Origin of the sequence: Rugosimonospora africana (genome assembly GCF_016862975.1) — a bacterium.
GTDB classification, from domain to species: domain Bacteria; phylum Actinomycetota; class Actinomycetes; order Mycobacteriales; family Micromonosporaceae; genus Rugosimonospora; species Rugosimonospora africana.
This window is the reverse complement of the sequence record NZ_BONZ01000030.1, coordinates 12,700-32,976: the sequence shown is the minus strand read 5'-3', so window position 1 is coordinate 32,976 and position 20,277 is coordinate 12,700. Positions and strand designations below refer to the sequence as shown.

The following is a 20,277-nucleotide window of genomic DNA, read 5'->3' as shown; positions in this document are numbered from 1 at the left end:
GCCGGGCCGCGCTCCCCCAGACATCCCCGCCGGGTGCCACGTGTGGCTCCCCGGCCGGTCCGGGTACCGGCGGGTCAGCGCGAGGGTCAGTGCGAGTGCCGCGGGACGATCCGTCCCGCGGAACGGTAGGCGGTGGCGAAGTCCAGGTACGCACCCTCGGACAGTTGAGTGACGTGCCGCCGGAACAGCTCCTGCCACGGCGTGTAGCTGGCGACGACCTCCGGCAGCGGCTCGGCCCGGCGCCGCTGGAGTTCGTCCTCGTCGACCAGCAGATCGATGCGGCGCCCCGGAAGGTCGACGCGCAGCCGGTCACCGGTGCGGATGAGCGCGATACCGCCGCCCACCGCCGCCTCGGGGCTGACGTTGAGCAGGGACGGGCTGTCCGAGGTACCGCTCTGCCGCCCGTCGCCCATGCACGGCAGCATCTCGATTCCCTGCCGTACCAGCGCGCCGGGCGGTGACATGTTCACCACCTCGGCAGAACCCGGGTACCCGACCGGGCCGGCGTTGCGCACGATGAGCATCGAGTCGGGACCCACGCCCAGCTCCGGGTCTTCGATGGTGGCCCGGTACTGCTCCGGCGAGTCGAAGACCACGGCGCGCACCTCGAAGCACGCGGTGGCCACGTCGCCACCCAGGTACCGGTCACGGTAGTCGTCACCGATGACCGAGGTCTTGAGGATCGCCGAGTCGGCCACGTTGCCGGACAGCACCATGAAGCCGGCGTCGTGCTTGACCGGGTCGCCGTACCGCCGGATGACCTCGGTATCGAGGCTGCGGCGCGCGGCGCAGTTGTCCGCGATGCTGCCGCCCGACACGGTCGCGGCCGTTCCGTCCAGCAGCCCGGCGGCGAGCAGTTCGCCGATGACCGCGGGGACGCCGCCGGCCCGGTGGAAGCTCTCCCCCAGGTGCCGGCCGGCCGGCTGCAGGTCGACCAGCAGCGGGATGTGGTACCCGATCCGGTCCCAGTCGCGCACGTCCAGCCGGATCCCGGCGTGGGCGGCGATCGCGGCCAGGTGCGGAGGGCAGTTCGTCGACGCGCCGATCGCCGAGGCGACCACGATCGCGTTGTCGAAGGCGGCACGGGTGAGGATCGCGCTGGGTCGCACGTCCTCGCGTACCAGCTCGACGGCCCGGTACCCGGTCCGGTACGCCATCGCGGCGCGCTCCGCATAGGGGGCGGGAATCGCGGCGCAGCCCGGCAACGACATGCCGAGCGCCTCGGCCAGGCTGTTCATGGACAGCGCGGTGCCCATGGTGTTGCAGTGCCCGGCGCTGGGCACGGTGCCGACCACCCGGTCGATGAGCTCGTCCGGGCCGATGCGTCCCGCTGCCAGATCGCGGCGGGCCTGCCACAACACCATGCCGCTGCCGGCCCGGTGCCCTTCCCAGGTGGCGTCCAGCATCGGCCCGCCGGACAGTACGATCGCGGGAATGTCCACGGTGGCGGCGGCCATCAGCGCCGCCGGGGTGGTCTTGTCGCAGCCGGTGGTCAGCACCACGCCGTCGAACGGGTACCCGGTGAGGATTTCCACCAGCGCCAGGTAGGCCAGGTTGCGGTCCAGGGCCGCGGTGGGCCGGCGCACCGACTCCTGGATGGGATGCGTCGGGAACTCGACCGGGATCCCGCCTGCGTCCCGGATGCCGTCCTTGACCCGCTGGACGAGCGAGACGTGGATGAAGTTGCACGGGGTCAGTTCGCTGCCGCTCTGCGCGATGCCGATGACCGGTCGACCCGCCCGCAGCTCTTGCCCGGTGATCCCGCGGTTGGCGAAGCGCTCCAGGTAGATCGCCGTCTCGCCCGGCTCCGCCGGGTTGTTGAACCACGCGTCGCTGCGCAACGGATGTGGGTCGTTCATCGCCGTACCCGCTCCTCGGTCAGCGCACCCAGATGCAGCAAGGCGTTTATCTCCTCGGTGGTCGGGATGGACGGGGCGGCGCCGGCCCGCGAGACCGACAGCGACGCGGCGAGTACCGCCCAGTCGACCGCGGTCTCCAGCCCGTCGCCGGCGGCCAGCCGGGCCACCAGGGCACCGACGAAGGTGTCTCCGGCGCCGGTGGTGTCCACGACCGCGACCGGTCGGGCCGGTCGCTGCCCGGCGATGGCGCCGTCGATCGCCCACACCACGCCGTCGCCGCCGAGGGTGGCGATCACGATCGGTACTGAGGCGCTGAGCCGGCACGCGGCGGCACGCGGATCCGCCGCGTCCGCGAGCTCACACACCTCCAGCTCGTTACCGACCAGGATGTCGACGCCGGGCGGCACCACGCCGCCGAGCACAGAGACCGGGGACGGGGTCAGCACCGTGACGATCCCCCGCTCGCGGGCCGCGGCGAGGGCCTCGGTCACCAGCGGCAGGGGCAGCTCGGCCTGGGTGACCAGGTAGGTCCCGTCGGTGACGGCCGCCCGCACGCCGTCGTCGAGCCGCAGGCGTTCGCCGTTGGCGCCGGCCACCAGGACGATGGCGTTCTCGCCGGCCGCGGTGACCGCGATGTGCGCGCTGCCGGTGGTCGCGGCGAGCACCGCCACGCCGGTGACGTCGATGCCCTCGCCCGCCACGAAGTCAACGAGCGAGCGGCCGAACGTGTCGTCGCCGACGGCGCCGACCAGCCGCACCGTCGCCCCGCTGCGGGCCGCCGCCACCGCCTGGTTCAGGCCCTTGCCGCCGGCCATCGTGGCGAATCCGTTGCCCTGGACGGTCTCGCCCGGCCTCGGGAAACGTGGCTGCGTCACGATGAAGTCGGTGTTGAGACTGCCGAGCACGGTCACGGATCCGGCCCGCAGCCGGCTGTACTCAGGCATACGCTTCGACCGCTCGGCGCAGCCGCGCGAGCACCGCCTCTGACGGCGGTTCGAGGGCCATCCGGCAGTGGCCCGCGTCGACGCCACGCATCCGCAGGGTGGCCTTCATCCGCGCCGGACTCGCGGCGATGAGCTCGACCACGTCGTCGACCTGTTGCTGCGCCGCCGCGACGGCCGGCTCGTCGCCGTCGGCCAGGGCCGCGGCCAGCCGGATGAACGGCTCCGGGAAGGCCGAGGCGACGCCCGAGATGACGCCCGCCCCGCCGTGCTCCGGAACCACCGCGAGGTCGCTGTCGGCGCCGGTGAGCAGTACGAAATCGTCCGGCACAACGGCACGGTAGCCGTCCAGGCGGATGATCGGCTCGCCGCTGACCTTGGCACCGTACAGGTTGGGCAGCCGGGAGATCCGGGCGAGCAGGTCGTCGCCGACGACGACACCGGTGGCTCTGGCGAAGATGTACGCGTAGACGTCCATCCCACCGGCCGCCCCGCTGATCCGCTCGAAGAAGGACAGCACGGCGGCGTCCGTGGTGGGCAGGTAGTACGGGGTGATGGCAGCGACCGACCGCACACCGCACGCGCGGGCGTCCTCGATCAGGCCCAGCACCTCGTGAGCGCTGGCCGCGCCGACGTGAACCACCATCGGCAGGTCGCCCAGTTCCTCGACGTACGCGTCGAGCAGCGCCCGCCGTTCGGCGCGGTCCAGCGACGGGAACTCGCCGGTGGTACCGAGGACGAACGCGCCGTCGACCCCGCTACCGGCGACAAAGCGCAGGATGCGCCGGGACGCCCGCAGGTCGACCGTGCCGTCGGCGGCGAAACCGACCGGCACCGCGGTGATGATCTTCCGACCCAGGTTCACGCCACACCCTCCCGTACCGGTTGGATCGCCAGTCCCCCGCGTTGCAACGCGCCGACCTCACCACCGAACTCGACGCCGTTGGTCAGCCCATACCGGGCCATGACCTGCTGTGCCGTCGTGACGTCGGCGCGCCCGGAGGCGAGGTCGGAGTGGGGCACGAACCCGTCCCGGAGCATCGCGACGAAGGACTCGAGCTGGATCTCGAACGCCTCCCGCACGCTGGAGGTCACCGTCTCGTGTACCCGGTCGCCGGCCAACGAGGTGACGGTCAGCCGGGTCGGCGCGTGCATCAGGTACGGCGACGGGAACACCAGCTCCAGCGAGCCGGTGCCGTGCACGATCCGCACCGTCTCGCGGTACAGCGGATAGTCCGGCAGGTAGTGCCAGGCCATCGTGGTGCGCACGCCGCCGGGAAGCCGTCCGGCGACCCGGATCGAGGGAGGCAGTGAACCCAACGCCTCCGCGTCCTTGCCGATGTCGCGCCGCTGGCCGGGAGTCGGTACCCGCCAGATGTCGGCGAGTTCGATCGACTCGGGCGCCCCGACGAACAGCCGCAGCAGCGAGAAGTCGTGCGACAGGCTGGACAGCAGGCATCCGGCGTACACGCGCCCGGTGTCCCGGTCCACATCGCCCAGTGCCTGCCGGCGCAGCCGGTCGTCCTCGGCCGCCAGCGTGCCGGCCACGGCAGCCGGCACGTCCGCGTGACCGGTGCGCACCCGGGCGATGTCCAGCTGGGAGGGCCCGGTCGGGTGCAGGACGGTCACCTCGATCTCGCGGATGTCGCCGAGCTCGGCCAGCAGTTCGGCCGCCGCGGTGACCGCCGGGTCGTACTGCTTCATGTAGCCGAGCAGGAGCGGGTGCGCCACGCCGGCCGGCAGGTGCGCCTCCAACTCGTCCAGTTCGGCGTGGGTGACCGCGAGCGGCTTCTCGCACAGCACCGGTACGCCCCGGTCGAACGCGGCGACCACCGCGCCGAGGTGCGAACCGCCGGAGGCGATCAGCAGCCCGTCGAGGTCCGCGCCGTCGAGCAGGTCCTCGACGGCGGTGAACCGCCGCGGCACGGCGAACCGGTCGGCCACCTCGGCCGTCAGCCCGGGCGACACGTCGGCCACCGCGACGAGGTCGAACAGGTCGCGCCGCTTGGTGATCAGCGGCAGGTGCACGGCTTGTGCCACGGCTCCGAGGCCGAGCACTCCCAGCCGGATGGGATTCATCGGCCCTCCGGTGAACGTCGACGGGACAGCGAATCGAGCAGCACGGCCAGCAGCAGCACGATGCCGGTGATGGTGAACTGCACGTTGGACTCCAGGCCCAGCAGTAGCAGGCCGTTGGTGATGGTCGCGATGACCAGGGTGCCCAGCAGCGCCGACCAGGACGAGCCGCGCCCGCCGAACAGCGACGTACCGCCGATGACCGCCGCGGCGATGGCGTCCAGCAGCAGGTCGCTGCCGCCGGACTGGGCGCCCGCGGAGTACAGCCGGCCCGCGCCGATCAGGCCGCCCAGCGCGGCCAGGCCCGAGCAAGTCGCGAAGACCGAGACGCGGATCGCGGAAACCTTGATTCCCGCCCGCAGCGCGGCCTGCGAGTCGCCGCCGATCGCGTAGATGTAGCGCCCGTAACGGCTGCGGCGGTAGATGAGGTCGAACACCACCACCAGCGCGACCATCAGGACGACGGCGTAGGACAGCCCACGGGCGCGGTTGAGCACGATGGCCACTGCGAACAGCGCCACGGCCAGCCCGATCGCGCGGGCCGCGATGCCCGCCGGACTCGTCCCGGTCAGGCCCGCGGCCGAGCGCCGGCGCGACGTGCGCACCGCCAGGGCGGCGTAGACCAGCACGGCCACGCCGGCCACGAGGTACGACCACAGCGGCGGCACGAAGCCGTACACCAGCCGGACCGCCAGGCTGTGATCGGGCAGGGTGATCGTCTTGATGCTGCCGAGGATGGTCAGCTGCACGCCCTGCCAGGACAGGAACCCGGCGAGCGTCACGATGAACGCCGGTACCCGCGCCTTGGTGATCAGCAGGCCGTGCAGCAGGCCGAGCGCGACACCGGTCGCGATCGCCAGCAGTATCGCGACCAGGTCGGGTACGCCGTGCCGTACCGCCTCCACAGCCATGATGCAGGCGGTGAAGCCGCTGACCGAACCGGCGGACAGGTCGATCTCGCCCAGCAACAGCACGCCGACGATGCCGATCGAGATGACGCCCATCTGCGCCATCTGCAGCGTCAGGTTCACCAGGTTGGCCGGACGCAGGAAGACCCCGGTGCGGTACTGGAAGTACACGACGATCAGCGCCAGGCCCAGCAGGACCATCACCGAGCCGGCTCGCCCCTCGCGGATCGCCCGTCCGGCGGCGGACACGACGCCGGCCGGGCCCCGGGTGGTCCGCAGGCGTACGTCCTGTTGGTCGAGCCGGGGCCGGCTGGCCGTCCGCACGGTCTCCTCAGACATGCTCCGCCTCCTCCGCCGGCAACCTCTCGTCGGCGCCCGTGATCGCGGCGACCAGCGCTTCGGTGGCGACCGTGGCGACGTCGAACTCCGCGGCGTTGCGGCCCAGTCGCAGTACTACCACGCGGTCGGCCACGGCCTGGACGTCGGCCAGGTTGTGGCTGATCAGGATCACCGCGAGGTCGCGCTGCCTCAGCCGGCGGATGAGGTCGAGCACCTCCGCCGTCTGGGCCACCCCGAGTGCGGCGGTCGGCTCGTCGAGCAGCACCACCCTGGGGTTACCCAGCAACGACCGCGCGATGGCCACCGTCTGCCGCTGGCCGCCGGACAGCAACTCCACCGGGGTGCGTACCGACGGGATCTTGGCTGAAAGCGAACGCAGCAGCGACCATGCCTCCCGTTCCATGGCGATCTCATTCAGCGGACGCAGCCTGCCCGGCAGTTCCCGGCCGAGGAACAGGTTCGCGACGACGTCGAGATTGCGGCACAGAGAGAGGTCCTGGAAGACCGTGGCGATGCCGAGCGCGGTCGCGTCCGCCGGTCGGGACAGCGTGACCGGCCGGCCGTCGAAGCGGATCTCGCCGGCATCGGGCTGGTACACCCCGGCGATGGTCTTGACGAGAGTTGACTTGCCCGCACCGTTGTCGCCCACCAGGGCCACGACCTCGCCGGCGTGAACGGAGAAGTCGACCCCGGCCAGCGCCTGAACGGCGCCGAACCGCTTGTCTATGCCGGTCAGGCTCAGGATCGGGTCAGTTGATGTCACCTCGTTACCTCCTCTCTCTGCCACTGGTGCGCTTGCCGCGCCACTACAGGCCCGCGGCCTTGCACGCCGGGGCGAACTGCGCCGTGCAGATCTCCTCGCGGGTGTAGTAGCCGGCCTGCACCACCGTCTGCGCGATGTTGCCGGAGTTGACGAGTACCGGCTTCAGAAGCACCGCCGGCACATTCTCGAACGTCGTGCTCGTCTCCGGCTTGCCACCGGTGAGCAGTGCGTTGGTCATCTGCGCCGCGCCCTGTGCCTCGGGCTTGGCCTCCTTGAAGATGGTCAGGGTCTGCTCGCCGGCCACGATGCGCTGTACGGCGGTCAGTTCGGCGTCCTGCCCGGTCAACGGCGGCATGGGGTTGACGCCCGCCGACTTGAGCGCGGCCACCGACGCCTCGGCGACACCGTCCGCCGCGGCGAGCACACCACCGATGTTCTTGGTGCCGTACCGCTGCAACGCCTGCTCCAGCGCGTTCTGGGCGTCGGTCGGGTCCCAGTTGGTGGTGTCGTGCGAGAAGACGATGTGTACCTTGCCGGTCAGCACCTTCATCGCGCCGGACTTGAAGTCGGCCGCGTTGGGGTCGGTCGGCGAACCGTTGATCATGAACACGTTGCCCTGCAGGGTGCCGCGCGCCGACATCGCGTCCAGCAGACCCTGGCCCTGCAGTTCACCGACCTTCTCGTTGTCGTACGAGATGTAGGCGTTGGCACCCGCGATGTACCGGTCGTAGGCCACGACCGGGACGCTCTGGCTCTTGGCCTCGGCCACCATGGCCTGGGCGCCCTTGCCGTCGACGGCGGAGATGACGACGGCCTTGGCGCCCTTGGACAGCGCCGACTCGAACTGCGCCTGCTGGGTCTGCGCGTCGTTGGAGGCGTTGTAGTAGTCGACCTGGCACTTGGAGCACAGCGCCTTGAGCGCCGCGGTGAACTGCGGCCGGTCGAACTTGTCGTACCTGGTGGCGGTCTGGTCGGGCATCATGAACGCGACGTGCTCGACGCCTGCCGAACCGGCCGCGGCGCCCGTCTTGCCGCACGCGGCCAGGGACATTAGAGCAGCGCAGATCGCGCCAATGGCGAGGATCTTGGAGCGCATGGGGGTGTGTCCTCTCTGACAAATGACGGCCCGGGACGAGGCCGTGGTCATTGAATCGACTTCAAGCTGTAAAGTCAACATCTGAAGTCGAGCCGCCCAGCGCTGGCACGGGGACCGCCCCGGTCTGGAATGCTGGGCGCTCAGATCGGAAGATTGACGCGAGGAGGGTGGAAAGCCTTGACCGACACAGCCGCGTCCCGGCTCGGGGACACCCCGGCCGGGGATCTCTCGGCGCTGCGCAAGGGCAACCGGATGCGGGTCCTCGCGGCGCTGCGCGACTACGGTCCCCAGTCGCAGAAGGATCTCGCGGCGCGCGTCAAGCTCTCCCAGGCGAGCATCTCGAACATGGTCGCCGAGCTGCTCGAACTCGACCAGGTCACCCTCACCGAACGGGTGGACCGGCGCCGATACAAGATCGTCTCGCTCTCCGGTCGGCTCGGCCTGGTCCTCGGCATCGGCGTCGACCACCAGAAGATCGATGTGGTGCTCGGCAACCTGGCCTGCGAGATCTATCAGAGCCGCTCGATGTCCACCTCCCCCGAACTCACCCCGATCGAGATGCTGAAGTCGGCGGTCACGCTGGCCGAGGAGTGCATCGCCGGCGCCGGCCGCAAGCCAGCGGACGTGGTCGCCGTCGGGCTGAGCCTGCCCTCACCGATCGCGGGTCCGGCCACGGCCGTGGAACCGGCCTTCCCCCAGTGGTGGTCGGTGCACCCGGTGCAGTGGCTGACCGCCCGGCTGGGCGCGCGGGTGGTGCTGGACAACGCCGCGTACGCGGCCACCATGGCCGAGTGGCGCTGGGGCGCCGGACGCGGTTGCTCCGACTTCCTGAACGTCACCGTCGCCGACGGCATCGGCGCCGGATTCGTGCTCGCCAACCGGATCTACCACGGCGGGCTGGGCGGCGGCGGTGAGATCGGGCACGTGGTGGTGGAGCCCGGTGGCGGGCAGCGGTGCCGCTGTGGCAACTCCGGCTGCCTGGAGACTTTCGCCAGCCTGCCGGCGATGCTGCGTACCGCCCAGGAGGCCGGCGCGCGGGTGACCACCCACGAGGAGTTCCTGGACGCGGCCGTGGCCGGCGACGCGGTGTGCCTGGACATCGTGACCCGCGAGTCGCATCGCATCGGATCGGTGCTGGGCTCCGTGGCGAGCCTGCTGAGTCCCACCAGAATCATCATCGGCGGGACCCTCGCCCGGGCGAGCAGTGTCGCCCTGCCGGCACTGCGTCGCGGGTTCGCCGACGCGGTCATCCCGACCATGCCGGTGCAGCCCGCCGTGATCGAGGCGGAGCTGAACGAGGCGTCCATCGCGGTCGGCGCCATGGCCATCGCCACCGCGTCGCTGCCGGACGAAGACCTGTTGCAACTGAGCCAGCGCGGCGGCTGAAGCGGCGGTGGTTGAAGGGCGGCGATCGAAGCGCGGCGGCTGAAGGCGGAGACTGCTCGGCGAGGCCGATCAGATCAGTTGACCGGCGGTGGCGCGGATCCGGTGTACCGGTGCGGCACGACCACTGGTCGGCTGGCGGCGAAGTAGTAGTAAGCCTTGGTAGAGATGGTCAGGCCGGCGGTGTCCGCCAGGTTGGCGAAGGTACCGGGTCGGAAGGTCAGCGTGACGCTCGTGGGCTCCACGTCGATCGCCTCGATCCTGCTGGCCGGGATGGTGCGGGTACCCTTCCTCACCACCAGGTCGTCGGCGGTGAGCCGGGATTCCTCCCGTACATAGGTGTAGTCGCCGTTGTTGATGCTGTTCGAGTCGGTGATCCGGCGCTGCAGCTCGGTACTCGTGTCGAAGGTGATCTCGTTTGGCGTCTCGGCCCGGGCGTTGCTCAGCGCCACCGGGTGGTCCAGGGCGGAGTCGCCGGCCTTCCGCACGGTGAGCGTGGCGACGTCGTCGGCGGTGTAGGGGCTGCTGGCCGGATCGGTCGCCAGGTAGTCGCTGATGTCGCCGAAGTCGATGCGTACGCCCGTCGCCGGGTCCTCGAAGACGTCACCCGGCTGCCAGAGCGCACCCTCGCTGTCCAGCCCCGCCAGCGACGTGGTGATGGGCCGCCACACGCCGGTCAGGTTCTGCGGCCCGCCGACCGCGGGATCGTTGTAGTACTGCTTGGAAATGACCTGCACGTCGGCGTTGACGTCCCGCTGCTCCCACCTCGACGCGTCGATCCGGTACAGCAGCATGCCCTGGTACCGTCCGCGGCCGTCGAGCCCGTTGACGCCGAGCTTGGTCCGGAACTCGACGACATACGCGGTCGAGACACCGGTGCGGATGACGACGGTCTTGCTGCCGCCGGGAGTCTCGATCGGGCTGATGCGATGCGTGGTGGTGCCGGCCCGGCTCACCACGTCCACCTGATCGTCGCGCAGCCAGCCCACTTTCCACTTCTGGAAGCCGAGATAGTCGTTGGAGTGGCCGCCGATGTTGCCCATGATGTCCCAGCCGCCGACCCAGAAGAACTGGTTGACGTTGACGCCGGCCACCTTGGTCGGGGAGTACAGGTACAGGTCGGGGAACCCGATGGTGTGGCCCGCTTCGTGGTTCAGCCAGCGGTACCCCCAGGAGAACATGTCGTTGCCGGCGGTGAGCACCGTGCTGACGTAGTGCGGCTTGCCGTCGTGGTCGACGTAGGCGACCTGGTTGGTGTTGGTCTGCTCGCCGTCGGTGGGGTCCCGGTTGATGTTGCCCGGGCCGTTGAACAGACCGGAACTCCCGCGGGCCGGCATGATGAGCGCCATGTCGTAGTCGTCCGCCTGGATGCCCCAGTTGTCGTAGGCGTGCTGGAACGCCTCGCGGGCGTAGGCGAACATGTTGTGCGTCTGGGCGTCCCAGGTGTAGGCGCTCGCGTTCTGGTCCATCATGATCCAGCCCAGCCCGTCGGCGATCTGCGGGTCGGCGAAGCTGAGCTGGAACTGGCCGTACGACGCGGTGTCGAAGAACTGCGCGGACGGTGCGATGAAGTCCTGGTACGGCTGCATGGTCTGGTACGGCGCCGGCGAGTTCGCGGCGAGCCGGTCCGGGAACTGTACGAACAGCACCAGCATGCGCATCGACTTGTGTGCCGGCCTCTTCACGTCGCCGTTGTTCCAGGCGATCGGCCTGCCCTGGGCGTCCCGGTCCGGGTGGATGTTCTCGAACCGGTAGAGCCCGGCCTGCCCGGTCACCGGATCGTAGAACGCCGGATCGGTGAAGCTCGTGCTCCAGCCGTTGTCGGTCCACTGACTGGACCCGAGGATGTGACCGTTGCCGGCCGGTTCGCCGGTCCGCAGCACCGGGACCGGCCGCGAGTGCCCGTGCGAGCCGGCGGCCCGGAGGGCGATCGTGGTGCCGGTCGACGCGACCCGGGCGAACTGGTCGGCGGCGAGGTCCACCGTCAGGCTGCCCGAGCCCGACGCGACGTGCGTGATCTTCGTCCGCGGGACAACCGTGCCGTCCGGCTTGGTCACGACCACCTCGCCGGCATCGATGCCGGCGAGGTCGCCGCTCGCGCCGGCGACGATCCGCGTCAGGCCGGCGAAGCGGGCGTGAGTCAGCATCACCGGCCGGTGCGCCCAGGCGGGAGCCGGCGCCGCGAGGAAGGCGAGGACAACGACTGCGGCCAGGCCAGCCGCCGAGCGGATGAGGTGACGGTAGCGGCTCATCGGGTCCTTCCGATCGGGTACGACGTCAGCAGCTGAGTTCGGCCTTCAGGCGCGGGGTCCGCGCGTCGAGCGTCGCGCGTTGCTGCGCGGTCAGCCGATCGTGGGCGATCGTCTGGACGAGCCCGTCGAGCCGGCCGCAGACCGCCGGCGACCCACCGGCCACCTGCTCGGCCACGCTCCAGGCGAGGTTGGTCAGGCTGTCGGCGACCCCCGGAGCGAGCCCGAATCCCTCGATCGTCTCGGCGAGTTCGATCAGGTCGGTCTCGGCCGCGGCCGGCGTGGCGGTCAGATAGGTCTCGTCCGCCAGGTAGACCGTCGTGCCGCCCGGATCCGAGCACCCCAGCTGCGTCCCGACCTGGCTGGCCGACATCAGCCGTTCCGCCTGGTCCATCGTCACCGTCGGGTGCGGACCGCCGGCCAGGTCGAACACCTGGCGCAGGAAGTCGTCCAGCCGGGTGCAGGCGGCCGGCGTGCCGATCTTCCGCGACGCGTCGATCAACGTGATCCGCAACTGGTTGGCCACCGCGGCCGGCAGGCCCATCCGGTCGACGGACACGCGCACCGCGTCGAGCTGCTCGGCGGGCGACCCGGCGCCGGTGGCGGCGGCGAGGGCCGCGGCGCCACCCACGATCGGCAGCTGCACGCTGCTGCGCGCGAGATCCATCGTCAGCTGCGTCCCGGGGGCCGGACGGATCGTGTGCTCGTAGTCGCTGGAAATGATCATCACGCCGATCCGGTGCCCGGCGACGACCACCAAGTCCTTGGGCTGCAGGTCGAAGTGCATCCTGTTGTACTGGCCGGGAGTGACCGCCTCGGTCTTCGCCGGCGAGTCACGGTTCTCCGGGTCGAGCCAGCCACGGGACAGGATCGTCGCGTTGCCCGTAGGCGGGTAGTCGACCAGTACACCGGTCAGGTTCGCCTTGGGCTTGCTGAACGACATCCACAACGACAGCCACGGCGTACCGCTGATGCGCACATCCTGCGTCAGCGGCGGCGTCCGGTAGAGCAGCCGCACGGTCGACGACGCGGCGTTGGCCGAGGTGGTGGCGGTGACCGACGCGTCGTCGACCAGCGTCTCGGTCGTGGCACTGCCGGGCGCGAACGTCAGCCCGCCGATGGCCGGGGCGCCCGCGGCGAAGTCGAGCGTCGCGGGGGCCGCGGCCGGATCGGGCCATTCGGCGTACGGCGTCGGATTGGCGCTGCCGCAGGCCAGGCTGACCGAGGCGCCGTCGGCGACCCGCTGCCCGGCACCGGTGGCCACCGCCGAGGCGAGCACGATGTGCCCCGGGTCGGGGATTTTGCTGATGAGCCTGGTCGTGGTGCTCACCGTGCCGTCCGGCGCGGTGATGGGGATCGTCGCGGTGAAGCCCAGCGTCAGCTGCCCCGAGTCGGCCACGCTCAGCGTCGCGGTGTTCGACTGGTCGCCGGTCGCCGGGGTCTGCCGCGGCGGGCATGCGTTGGCCTCCCGTACCACCCAGGCGTGGGGCAGGTCCTCCACGCCGTTGCGCACCCCGTACAGGTAGCGGGTGAACCAGCGGTTGACCATGACGTCCGGCGGCGACCCGCCGTGCCCGCCGCGGTGGAAGTAGAACTGGTGTGGCACGCCCAGCCGCCGCAGCGCCTCGTAGAACTCGGCCGCCTGCCTGGTCATCACGTTCTCGTCGTTGTTGCCGTGCGCGAGCAGTACGGCGGCATGGATCTTGGACACGTCGTTCATCAGGTTGCGGTCGTTCCAGAACGCCGTGTAGTCCCCCGACGCGCGGTCGATGTTCGCGGTGATGTCCTGGATCACCGGACGGCAGAACGAGGCGTCCGGCTGCCAGCCGGTCGCCGCCGACCGGCGGGTATTGACGACGTCGGCCAGCACATCGGAGTCCTCGCCCTGCCACCCGCCCGGTCCCCGGACCATGCCGTTGGTCCGGTAGTAGTCGTAGTAGCTGACCACCGGGGAGATCGGGACGATCGCGTCCAGACCCTGGACACCCGTGGTGGCCGCGGCGATCGGCAGGGTGCCGTTGTACGACGTCCCCATCATGCCGACCTTCCCGGAGGTCCAGTCCGGGGCGGGAAGGGTGGCGTCGCCGTCCACGCTCGTGTAGGCGGTGGCCCGGCCGTTCAGCCAGTCGACCACCGCCTTCACGCCCAGCGTCTCGTTGCTCGCGCCGTCGGTCGCGCAGCCGGTCGACCAGCCGGTGCCTAGCGAGTCGGCGTGCACCACGGCGAACCCTCGGGGCAGCCAGGTGGTGTTGAAGTCGTTGCTGGCGATCGGGCTGGTGTTGCGGATGGTGAACGGCGTCTGCGCCGGACGGGTGGCGGGCGGGAAGCCGATCTCGTGGTCGACGCTCCAGTTCGCGTTCGGTCCGAGATTGGCGAAGTACGGGCTGGCCTCGAAGATGACCGGTGCCTTGTAGTGGCAGGCCGGGTCGGCCGTCTCCGCCGGACGGGTGATGTCGAGGTGGACGCGGTCGGGCACGCCGTCCCGGTCGCTGTCGACGCCCGGAACCTCCACCCACGCCTCGCCGCGCACCCAGGTCGCGGAGTTCGAGGAGAAGACGCTCTGCGCCAACCCGTCGGCGAATGTCGGCACCGCGCACGAAGCGAGCGGATCCACCGGGGCGGCTTGGGCCACCCGCGCCGGGCTGAGCACGGCCAGGACCGCCGCCACGAGCGCGATCAGCGCCCGTGCCGGCTTCCAGGTTCGCCGAATCCAGTAGCCTCGCGCCGCGTGCATCGACCACACCCCCACTCGATGGGTGACGACTCGCGCACATTCTGTCGGCTTCCGGGTCGCGGCCGGAACCGACGGCTGTCGAGTCTCGCGAGCGGTACGTGCGACAGCCTCACCAACTCACGGTCAGGACAGTAGGGCCCGGGCGTACCAGTCCTGAGGCGAGACCACTCCGGGGAGGGCGTAGAAGTAGCCGCCGCCGAAGGGGCGGATGTAGTCGTTCAGGGGATCGTCGGCGAGCCTGTTCTGGACCGTCTCGAACTGGCGGCGGATGTCCTGCTGGTAGCAGCAGAAGATGAGGCCGGCGTCGAGGTTGCCGTTGGCCAGCAGTCCGCCGTCGTAGTTGTAGCCGCGGCGCAGGATGCGGTTGGGCGCGCTCGCGGTGGTTCGCGGGTTGGCCAGCCGGATGTGGGCGTCGAGCGGGATGAGCGCGCCGGCCGGGTCGCGCTCGTAGTCGGGGACGTCGGTCTCCGCGGTACCGTCCAGGGGCGCGCCGCTGTCCCGGCGCCGACCGATGATGGCCTCCTGTTCGGAGAGCGTGATGCGGTCCCAGAACTCGGTGAGCATGCGGATGAGGCGTACCACCTGATAGGTGCCGCCGGTGGCCCAGTCGGGCTCGCCCCGGCCCGCGCCCACCCAGACGAGGTCGGTCGCGTCGGCGGCGGTGGGGTTCGCGATGCCGTCCTTGAACCCCATCAGGTTGCGTGCCGCGCCGGACGGTCGCGGCGGGCTGATGAAGCCGGCCAGACGGTACCGCGGTTGCAGCGCACCCCTGGTGTGGCGGGTGATGTCGCGCAGCGCGTGGTGGACGGTGTCCGCGTTGTCCGCGCAGAGCTGCAGCATGAGATCGCCGTGGCACCAGTCCGGTTCCAGCGCGTCGTTGGCGAACGTGGGCATCGTCGCCAGCCGGACCGGCTTGCGGGCGGCCAGGCCGAACCGCTCGTCGAACAGGGACGCGCCGACCGACACGGTGACAGTGAGCCGGTCGGTCGGCACGTCCGGGCCGAGGACGCCGCTGTCGGGCGGCGGGCTGCCGGCAGGCGACTGGTCTGGGTCGTCGCGCGGCGCCAGACGCGCCGAGCCGGACTGGTCGGGCCCGGCACCGTATTGCCCGCCGGAGGCCAGCTCGCGGGTCCGGGCGGTGAGCGCGCGGAACACGTCCCGCAGCGCGCCGGGCGAGGTCGCCGCGACATCGAACGCGGCGAACGCCGCGTTGCGCTGCGCGGGCGTGAGGACTCCGGCCTGGTGCGGCCCGTGGAAGGGTGCGACATCGCCCGCCGCATCGCCCGCGACGGCGGCGCGCGGCGCGAGATGCCTCGGCTCGCCGCCGATTCCAGCGACCGCGGCCGCGCCGACCGCGCCCGCGGTCAGTCGCTTGATGGCGTCCCTGCGACTCACGCTCATGCGACGTGACTCCGATCCCTGATTGTCATGCGAAGCTCACCTCGCTCATCCGTCGTCCGGTCACGAGCCGGCCACCTCCAGCAGGCCCGGCACCCCGGCCAGGGTTTCCAGTGCGCCGCCCAGTGCGGCGTCGATGCGCAGGCGCCGTGCCGGGCTCAGCGCCACGGGCGCCGACCAGCCGCCACCGGTACGGGCGGCCGACAGCGCTTGTCGCAGCGCGTCCAGGCCGGCGTGGGCGGCCGGCAGCAGATCGGGCCGGCGAGCGTCGACCAGCGGGGCGAGAACGTCCAGCAGGGCCTCGGTGGCGTCCACGTCGGCCGAGGTCTCGGCCAGGCCGGCACCGCCGCCGAAGTCGGTCAGCCCGGTCAGGTGGTCGCGCTGGGCGTCCTCCAGGATCTCGTGCGCGCGCAGCGGCAGGTCGGTCGGAGGCGGCGTCTCCTGCGGCAGCGTGCCGCGCAGCCGGGCGAGGTCGGCGGCCAGCGCGTCGACGATGGGCAGCAGGCGCGCGGCCGGCTCGCCGTGCCACAGGCCGTACTCGACGCGGTGCAGGCCGGTGAACCGGGCATCGGCCGTTCCACGAGGCAACCCCTGCGGCAGGCCGTCGATGGCGTCGGCGAACTCGCCGAAGCTGCCGTACGCGGCACCGACGTGTTCCCAGGTCAGTTGCGCGGTCAGCCACGCCGCGCGGGCCCGGGCCAACGCGCCGCCGCCGACCGCGGTGCGCAGGGCCGCGACTTCGCGGGCGAGTTGGGTGAGCTGCCCGGCCACGTACCGCTGGTACGCCTCCCGGGCGGTCGCCAGGTCCTGCGAGAGCACCAGGGCCACCGGGGGTGCGGCCGGTACCAGGCACGGTGAGGTGATGGCGAGCCGGACGTACCGCGCGGTGCGCTGGCTGACGCTGATGCGGAACCCGTCGCCCGGGTTCTCCACGAGCAACTGGGAGTTCTGGCCCGGAGTGTCGTTGACGATCCGGTACCCGAGGTGCCGCCAGTACCCGCGCACGGCGGCAAGGGCGATGGGTGCGGCCGAGTCCGGAGACAGGTCGTACCGCGACGAGAGCGTGTACCTGCCCGGCTCGGCGGGACAGGCGACGAGGCTGCGGAAGCTGTCGGTGTAGCGCAGCCCGGGTATCCGGGCGACCGTGTCGCGCCGGTACCCGTCGGTCAGCTCCTGTGCCCGGGACTCGTTCAGCATGGGGTGCGGATGCCGTGGCGCGTGGTGCGGCAGCAGGAAGGCACCCAGTGCCGCCGCGACGGCCAGGACGGCGGTCGCGGCGGCGAACATGGTGCGGCGGGTGGGCACCGACATCAGTAGGTGAAGGCGTATCCGGCCGAGGAGACGCCGCAGGCGGACACGTAGAGGGTGTAGCTGCCATGGGCCAGGCTGGACGGGAGGGTGAAGTCGGTCGTCTGCGTCTCACCCGGCTTGCTGGTGATCATCGAGCTGAAGTTGGCGGTACGGGCGAAGTACACGTGCCCGGCGCTGTCCTTCAGGTACACGATGGGGTAGTTCTGCGGGTTCTGGTAGTCGTCTTCGCCGAGGCTCACCAGTCCGGACAGTTGGGTGCCGGTGAGGTGGTAGGTGCCGCTGCCGGTGACCGAGGTGACCGTGGGGCGCCACGCGGCCTTGGGCGAGCCGACCGGGGTGTATACCCAGTTACGGCTGCCGGCGGCGGCCAGAACCTGGCCGTTGGGCAGGTTGATGAAGTTGACCGGTGCGCCCCGGGAGTCGTTCGGCTGGCTGATCGTGGCCATCGTGTTGGTGGCCGGGTCGAACTCGTTGATCAGCGCGCCCGACGCGGAGCCACACTCGTTGGTGAGCCAGGAGCAGCGCACCGAGTCGTAGATGACCTTGCCGTTGCCCTCCGGGGTGGCGTACACATCGTCCACAAAGGACCCCTGCGGGATGGCCGGGCCCTGCGCCCAACTGCCCGGGTCGGACGGCTTGGCGCCGGGCGTGTAGATGACCGAGGTGTTGTGCCCCATGGCCAGGATCCGCCCGTCGTACATCAGGGTCACCGTCGAGGTGTCTGTGCTGCCGCTCGCGTACGAGGACGGTGGCCGGGCCACCGTGTACCAGGCGTTGGCGGCTGGATCGTACCGGTAGGCGCCGCCGTTGCTGATCGACACGATGCTGCCGTCGGGCAGCGGTACCCAACCGTCCTCGGCCGCCGAGGCCGGGCGGTTCGGGCCGGCGGTCCAGGAGTTGGTGGACGGGTTGAAGATCTGGGTCCGTGCGCTGCGCTGGTCGCTGGCGACGATCCGGCCGTCCTTGAGGTGCGCGGTGCCGGTGTCCCACAGGTTGCCGTAGAGCCCGGACTGGCCCAGCGTCCAGGTGTTGGTGACGGGATTGTAGAGCTGGACTCCATTGTGGTCGTTCGACGAACTGCCCGACGGCCACTGGTACACGTATTCGCCGCCGGCCTGATAGAACCGCCCGTCCGGCAGGATCTGCTCCTGCGCCGCGCCCACCCCGTACGGTGAGGTGGCCAGCTGCACCCAGGTGCCCTTGGTGTAGTCACCGAACTGGTCGGGCACCAGCTTGACCCACTGGTGCAGGTCCGAGCCGTTGGACAGTATGCTGCCGTCGGTCATCAGCCACATGAAGGTTCCCGCGCCGCCGTTGTACGGGTTCACCGGCACCGCGGTCCAGCTGCCCGGGGTTCCCGGTACGGGCGGCGGTGAACTCGTGCCGCCACCCGACGTCGGCGTGGGCGACGGCGAGACCGTCCTCGACGGGGTGGGCGACGGCGAGACCGTCCTGGACGGCGTGGGGCTCGGCGACCTCGTTCCCGTGGGTGTGGCGGTCGGGCTGGACACCCCGCCGGTGCAGGAGACGCCATTGAGGGCGAAGGCGGTCGGCGACGGGTTGGTGGATCCGTTCCAGGTCCCGTTGAACCCGAAGCTTGCCGTGGCGTTGGTGGCGATCGCCGCGTTGTAGCCGGCGTCGGTGACGGTCACCGCGCTGCCGCTCTGCGTCGCCGACGCGTTCCACGCCTGCGTCACCGTCTGCCCGGCGGAAAACGACCAGGTCAGTCGCCAGCCGTTGATCGGGTCGCCCAGGTTGGTGACGTTTACGTTCGCGGTGAATCCCGAACTCCACTGTGTACTTACTGTGTAGCTCACCTGGCAACCTGCCGCGGCGGCATCCGCCGCGACGGCGGTGATCACCGTGGCGGCGATGGTTGTGGCTGAGGCCGCGGCCAGTAGCACGCGGCGTCGTCTCGTGTGCATCGCAGACTCCAGAGGCAGGGGTTGGTGTGCGCCCGGTCCGCGAAGCTTGGCTCCCGCCGTCGAGGGTAGAGAAACGAACCCGTCGGGACAAGCGGTATGCCGTACTCACTTCGATATATCGAATGCGCAAGCGCTTCCGTCGGATCTTCGCGCGGCCTTTCCGCTGGCCTGCCGGGTGCCGTCTGGGATACCGTTCACTCACCTGTATCGATGGATTGACCTGCGCGGGAGCGACGCCGGTCCCGCGCGGCCCGACCGGGGTGGTCCCGGCACCCAGGGAATGCCCGGCGTCGCTACGCTGAACGTTCCGGGCCTCACGCTCCCGACGTCCGATCTCCCCCGACTTCTCCCCGGATCTCCCCGACTTCTCACTGGAGTGGCACGATGAGGAAGGTGCCTCGATGAGTGTCCTCACGACGGTCTCCGCCGACGGCACCGAGGTGCGGGCCGTCGATCAGGGCCAGGGCAGGCCGATCCTCATCGTCCATCCCGGACTCGACGACGGCTCGTCGTGGCACTGGGTGGCGAAGCGGCTGAGCGAGCGCTTCCGAGTGCTGCGGCTGCACCGCCGCCAGTACCGGCTCGATCTGGCGGCGAGCCTGCCGTGCACGATCGAGCAGGAGGTCGACGACCTGCTGGCCCTCACGTCCGCCATCGGCGAGCCCGTCCTGGTCGTCGGCCACTCCTCCGGCGCGGTCGTCGCGCTGGAGGCTCTGGTGAGGTCGGCCGGGCCGTTCCGACCAGTCGCGCCCGGCGGGCCTGGCGCCGCGCCACGACCCAGACCAGTCGTCGCCGGGGCGGTCCTGTACGAGCCCCCGATCCACCTCCGCGCCGGCGAGTGGAGCGAGACAATCGACCGTGCCAGGACCGCGCTGGCCACCCGCGGACCCGGCGCGGCGTTGACCATCTTCAACCGCGACATCGTGGGCATGCCCCGCCGGACCGCCGGGCTGGTCCGGCTGCTTCTCGCCGTGCTCCCCCGGCTGCGTGCGCTCACTCCGCACCAGCTCGACGACGCCACGGCCATCGACCAACTCGCGGTCCGGCTCGACGAGTACGCCCGGATCGAGGTCCCCACCGTGCTGCTGGGCGGCGACCGCAGCCCCGCCCATCTCGGCGACCGCCTCGACGCGCTGGCCGGTGCACTGCCCGACGCCCAGAAGGTCGTGCTGCCCGGCCAGGGCCACCTCGCCCAGCAGAGAGCGCCCGAGGCTGTGGCCCGCGTCGTCGCGGCGCACGCCGACAAGACGCTGGGCTGAACAACCCTTCCCGGCGACGAACAGCGTGGCGAGGTG

General features: G+C 70.9%; 14 protein-coding genes. 2 read left to right on the top strand and 12 right to left on the bottom strand.

The window, feature by feature from the left end:
• Positions 1–86: 86 nt before the first annotated feature.
• The 7 genes from Raf01_RS15205 to Raf01_RS15175 are packed head-to-tail and all read right to left on the bottom strand — an operon-like array spanning position 87 to position 7,982.
• Complete coding sequence (locus Raf01_RS15205) at positions 87–1,859, bottom strand: IlvD/Edd family dehydratase (RefSeq protein ID WP_203918524.1); 1,773 nt, start codon at positions 1,857–1,859, stop codon at positions 87–89.
• Positions 1,856–2,803, bottom strand: coding sequence for a ribokinase (locus Raf01_RS15200; protein ID WP_203918523.1), 948 nt, complete (start codon positions 2,801–2,803; stop codon positions 1,856–1,858). The genes Raf01_RS15205 and Raf01_RS15200 overlap by 4 nt, the downstream gene beginning before the upstream one ends.
• Positions 2,796–3,665, bottom strand: a complete 870-nt coding sequence (locus Raf01_RS15195) for a dihydrodipicolinate synthase family protein (RefSeq protein WP_203918522.1) — start codon at positions 3,663–3,665, stop codon at positions 2,796–2,798. The genes Raf01_RS15200 and Raf01_RS15195 overlap by 8 nt, the downstream gene beginning before the upstream one ends.
• Positions 3,662–4,879, bottom strand: a complete 1,218-nt coding sequence (locus tag Raf01_RS15190; RefSeq protein WP_203918521.1) for a Gfo/Idh/MocA family protein — start codon at positions 4,877–4,879, stop codon at positions 3,662–3,664. Before Raf01_RS15190 ends, Raf01_RS15195 begins: the two co-directional genes overlap by 4 nt.
• Entirely contained in the window at positions 4,876–6,123 is a 1,248-nt protein-coding gene (locus Raf01_RS15185) for a sugar ABC transporter permease (protein WP_203918520.1), read from the bottom strand. Before Raf01_RS15185 ends, Raf01_RS15190 begins: the two co-directional genes overlap by 4 nt.
• The gene (locus tag Raf01_RS15180; RefSeq protein ID WP_203918519.1) at positions 6,116–6,886 is read right to left on the bottom strand and encodes an ATP-binding cassette domain-containing protein; all 771 of its coding nucleotides are present in this window, start codon (positions 6,884–6,886) and stop codon (positions 6,116–6,118) included. The genes Raf01_RS15185 and Raf01_RS15180 overlap by 8 nt, the downstream gene beginning before the upstream one ends.
• Positions 6,887–6,929: 43 nt before the next feature.
• Positions 6,930–7,982, bottom strand: a complete 1,053-nt coding sequence (locus Raf01_RS15175; protein WP_203918518.1) for a sugar ABC transporter substrate-binding protein — start codon at positions 7,980–7,982, stop codon at positions 6,930–6,932.
• A gap of 177 nt (positions 7,983–8,159) precedes the next feature.
• Here Raf01_RS15175 and Raf01_RS15170 point away from each other — a divergent pair, with 177 nt between their 5' ends.
• Entirely contained in the window at positions 8,160–9,368 is a 1,209-nt protein-coding gene (locus Raf01_RS15170) for an ROK family transcriptional regulator (RefSeq protein WP_203918517.1), read from the top strand.
• A 74-nt stretch (positions 9,369–9,442) separates the two neighbouring features.
• Here Raf01_RS15170 and Raf01_RS15165 read toward each other — a convergent pair whose 3' ends face one another.
• The 5 genes from Raf01_RS15165 to Raf01_RS15145 form a co-directional block, all read right to left on the bottom strand.
• Complete coding sequence (locus Raf01_RS15165) at positions 9,443–11,617, bottom strand: metallopeptidase domain-containing protein (RefSeq protein ID WP_203918516.1); 2,175 nt, start codon at positions 11,615–11,617, stop codon at positions 9,443–9,445.
• A gap of 25 nt (positions 11,618–11,642) precedes the next feature.
• Complete coding sequence (locus tag Raf01_RS15160; protein ID WP_203918515.1) at positions 11,643–14,348, bottom strand: Xaa-Pro dipeptidyl-peptidase; 2,706 nt, start codon at positions 14,346–14,348, stop codon at positions 11,643–11,645.
• Positions 14,349–14,471: 123 nt separating this feature from the next.
• Positions 14,472–15,749, bottom strand: coding sequence for an iron uptake transporter deferrochelatase/peroxidase subunit (gene efeB, locus Raf01_RS15155; RefSeq protein WP_203918514.1), 1,278 nt, complete (start codon positions 15,747–15,749; stop codon positions 14,472–14,474).
• A gap of 60 nt (positions 15,750–15,809) precedes the next feature.
• Positions 15,810–17,057, bottom strand: coding sequence for an EfeM/EfeO family lipoprotein (locus Raf01_RS15150; RefSeq protein ID WP_203918513.1), 1,248 nt, complete (start codon positions 17,055–17,057; stop codon positions 15,810–15,812).
• Positions 17,057–18,874, bottom strand: coding sequence for a cellulose binding domain-containing protein (locus Raf01_RS15145; RefSeq protein ID WP_239133628.1), 1,818 nt, complete (start codon positions 18,872–18,874; stop codon positions 17,057–17,059). Before Raf01_RS15145 ends, Raf01_RS15150 begins: the two co-directional genes overlap by 1 nt.
• A gap of 509 nt (positions 18,875–19,383) precedes the next feature.
• Here Raf01_RS15145 and Raf01_RS15140 point away from each other — a divergent pair.
• Positions 19,384–20,241, top strand: a complete 858-nt coding sequence (locus tag Raf01_RS15140; protein ID WP_203918511.1) for an alpha/beta fold hydrolase — start codon at positions 19,384–19,386, stop codon at positions 20,239–20,241.
• Positions 20,242–20,277 lie beyond the last annotated feature (36 nt).

Bases quoted from the DNA above. Each gene is read 5' to 3' on its own strand.
- Raf01_RS15160 (WP_203918515.1), bottom strand. From the start codon at position 14,348: ATGCACGCGGCGCGAGGCTACTGGATTCGGCGAACCTGGAAGCCGGCA.
- Raf01_RS15140 (WP_203918511.1), top strand. From the start codon at position 19,384: ATGAGTGTCCTCACGACGGTCTCCGCCGACGGCACCGAGGTGCGGGCC.
- Raf01_RS15200 (WP_203918523.1), bottom strand. From the start codon at position 2,803: ATGCCTGAGTACAGCCGGCTGCGGGCCGGATCCGTGACCGTGCTCGGC.
- efeB (WP_203918514.1), bottom strand. From the start codon at position 15,749: ATGAGCGTGAGTCGCAGGGACGCCATCAAGCGACTGACCGCGGGCGCG.
- Raf01_RS15185 (WP_203918520.1), bottom strand. From the start codon at position 6,123: ATGTCTGAGGAGACCGTGCGGACGGCCAGCCGGCCCCGGCTCGACCAA.
- Raf01_RS15205 (WP_203918524.1), bottom strand. From the start codon at position 1,859: ATGAACGACCCACATCCGTTGCGCAGCGACGCGTGGTTCAACAACCCG.
- Raf01_RS15165 (WP_203918516.1), bottom strand. From the start codon at position 11,617: ATGAGCCGCTACCGTCACCTCATCCGCTCGGCGGCTGGCCTGGCCGCA.
- Raf01_RS15190 (WP_203918521.1), bottom strand. From the start codon at position 4,879: ATGAATCCCATCCGGCTGGGAGTGCTCGGCCTCGGAGCCGTGGCACAA.
- Raf01_RS15150 (WP_203918513.1), bottom strand. From the start codon at position 17,057: ATGTCGGTGCCCACCCGCCGCACCATGTTCGCCGCCGCGACCGCCGTC.
- Raf01_RS15175 (WP_203918518.1), bottom strand. From the start codon at position 7,982: ATGCGCTCCAAGATCCTCGCCATTGGCGCGATCTGCGCTGCTCTAATG.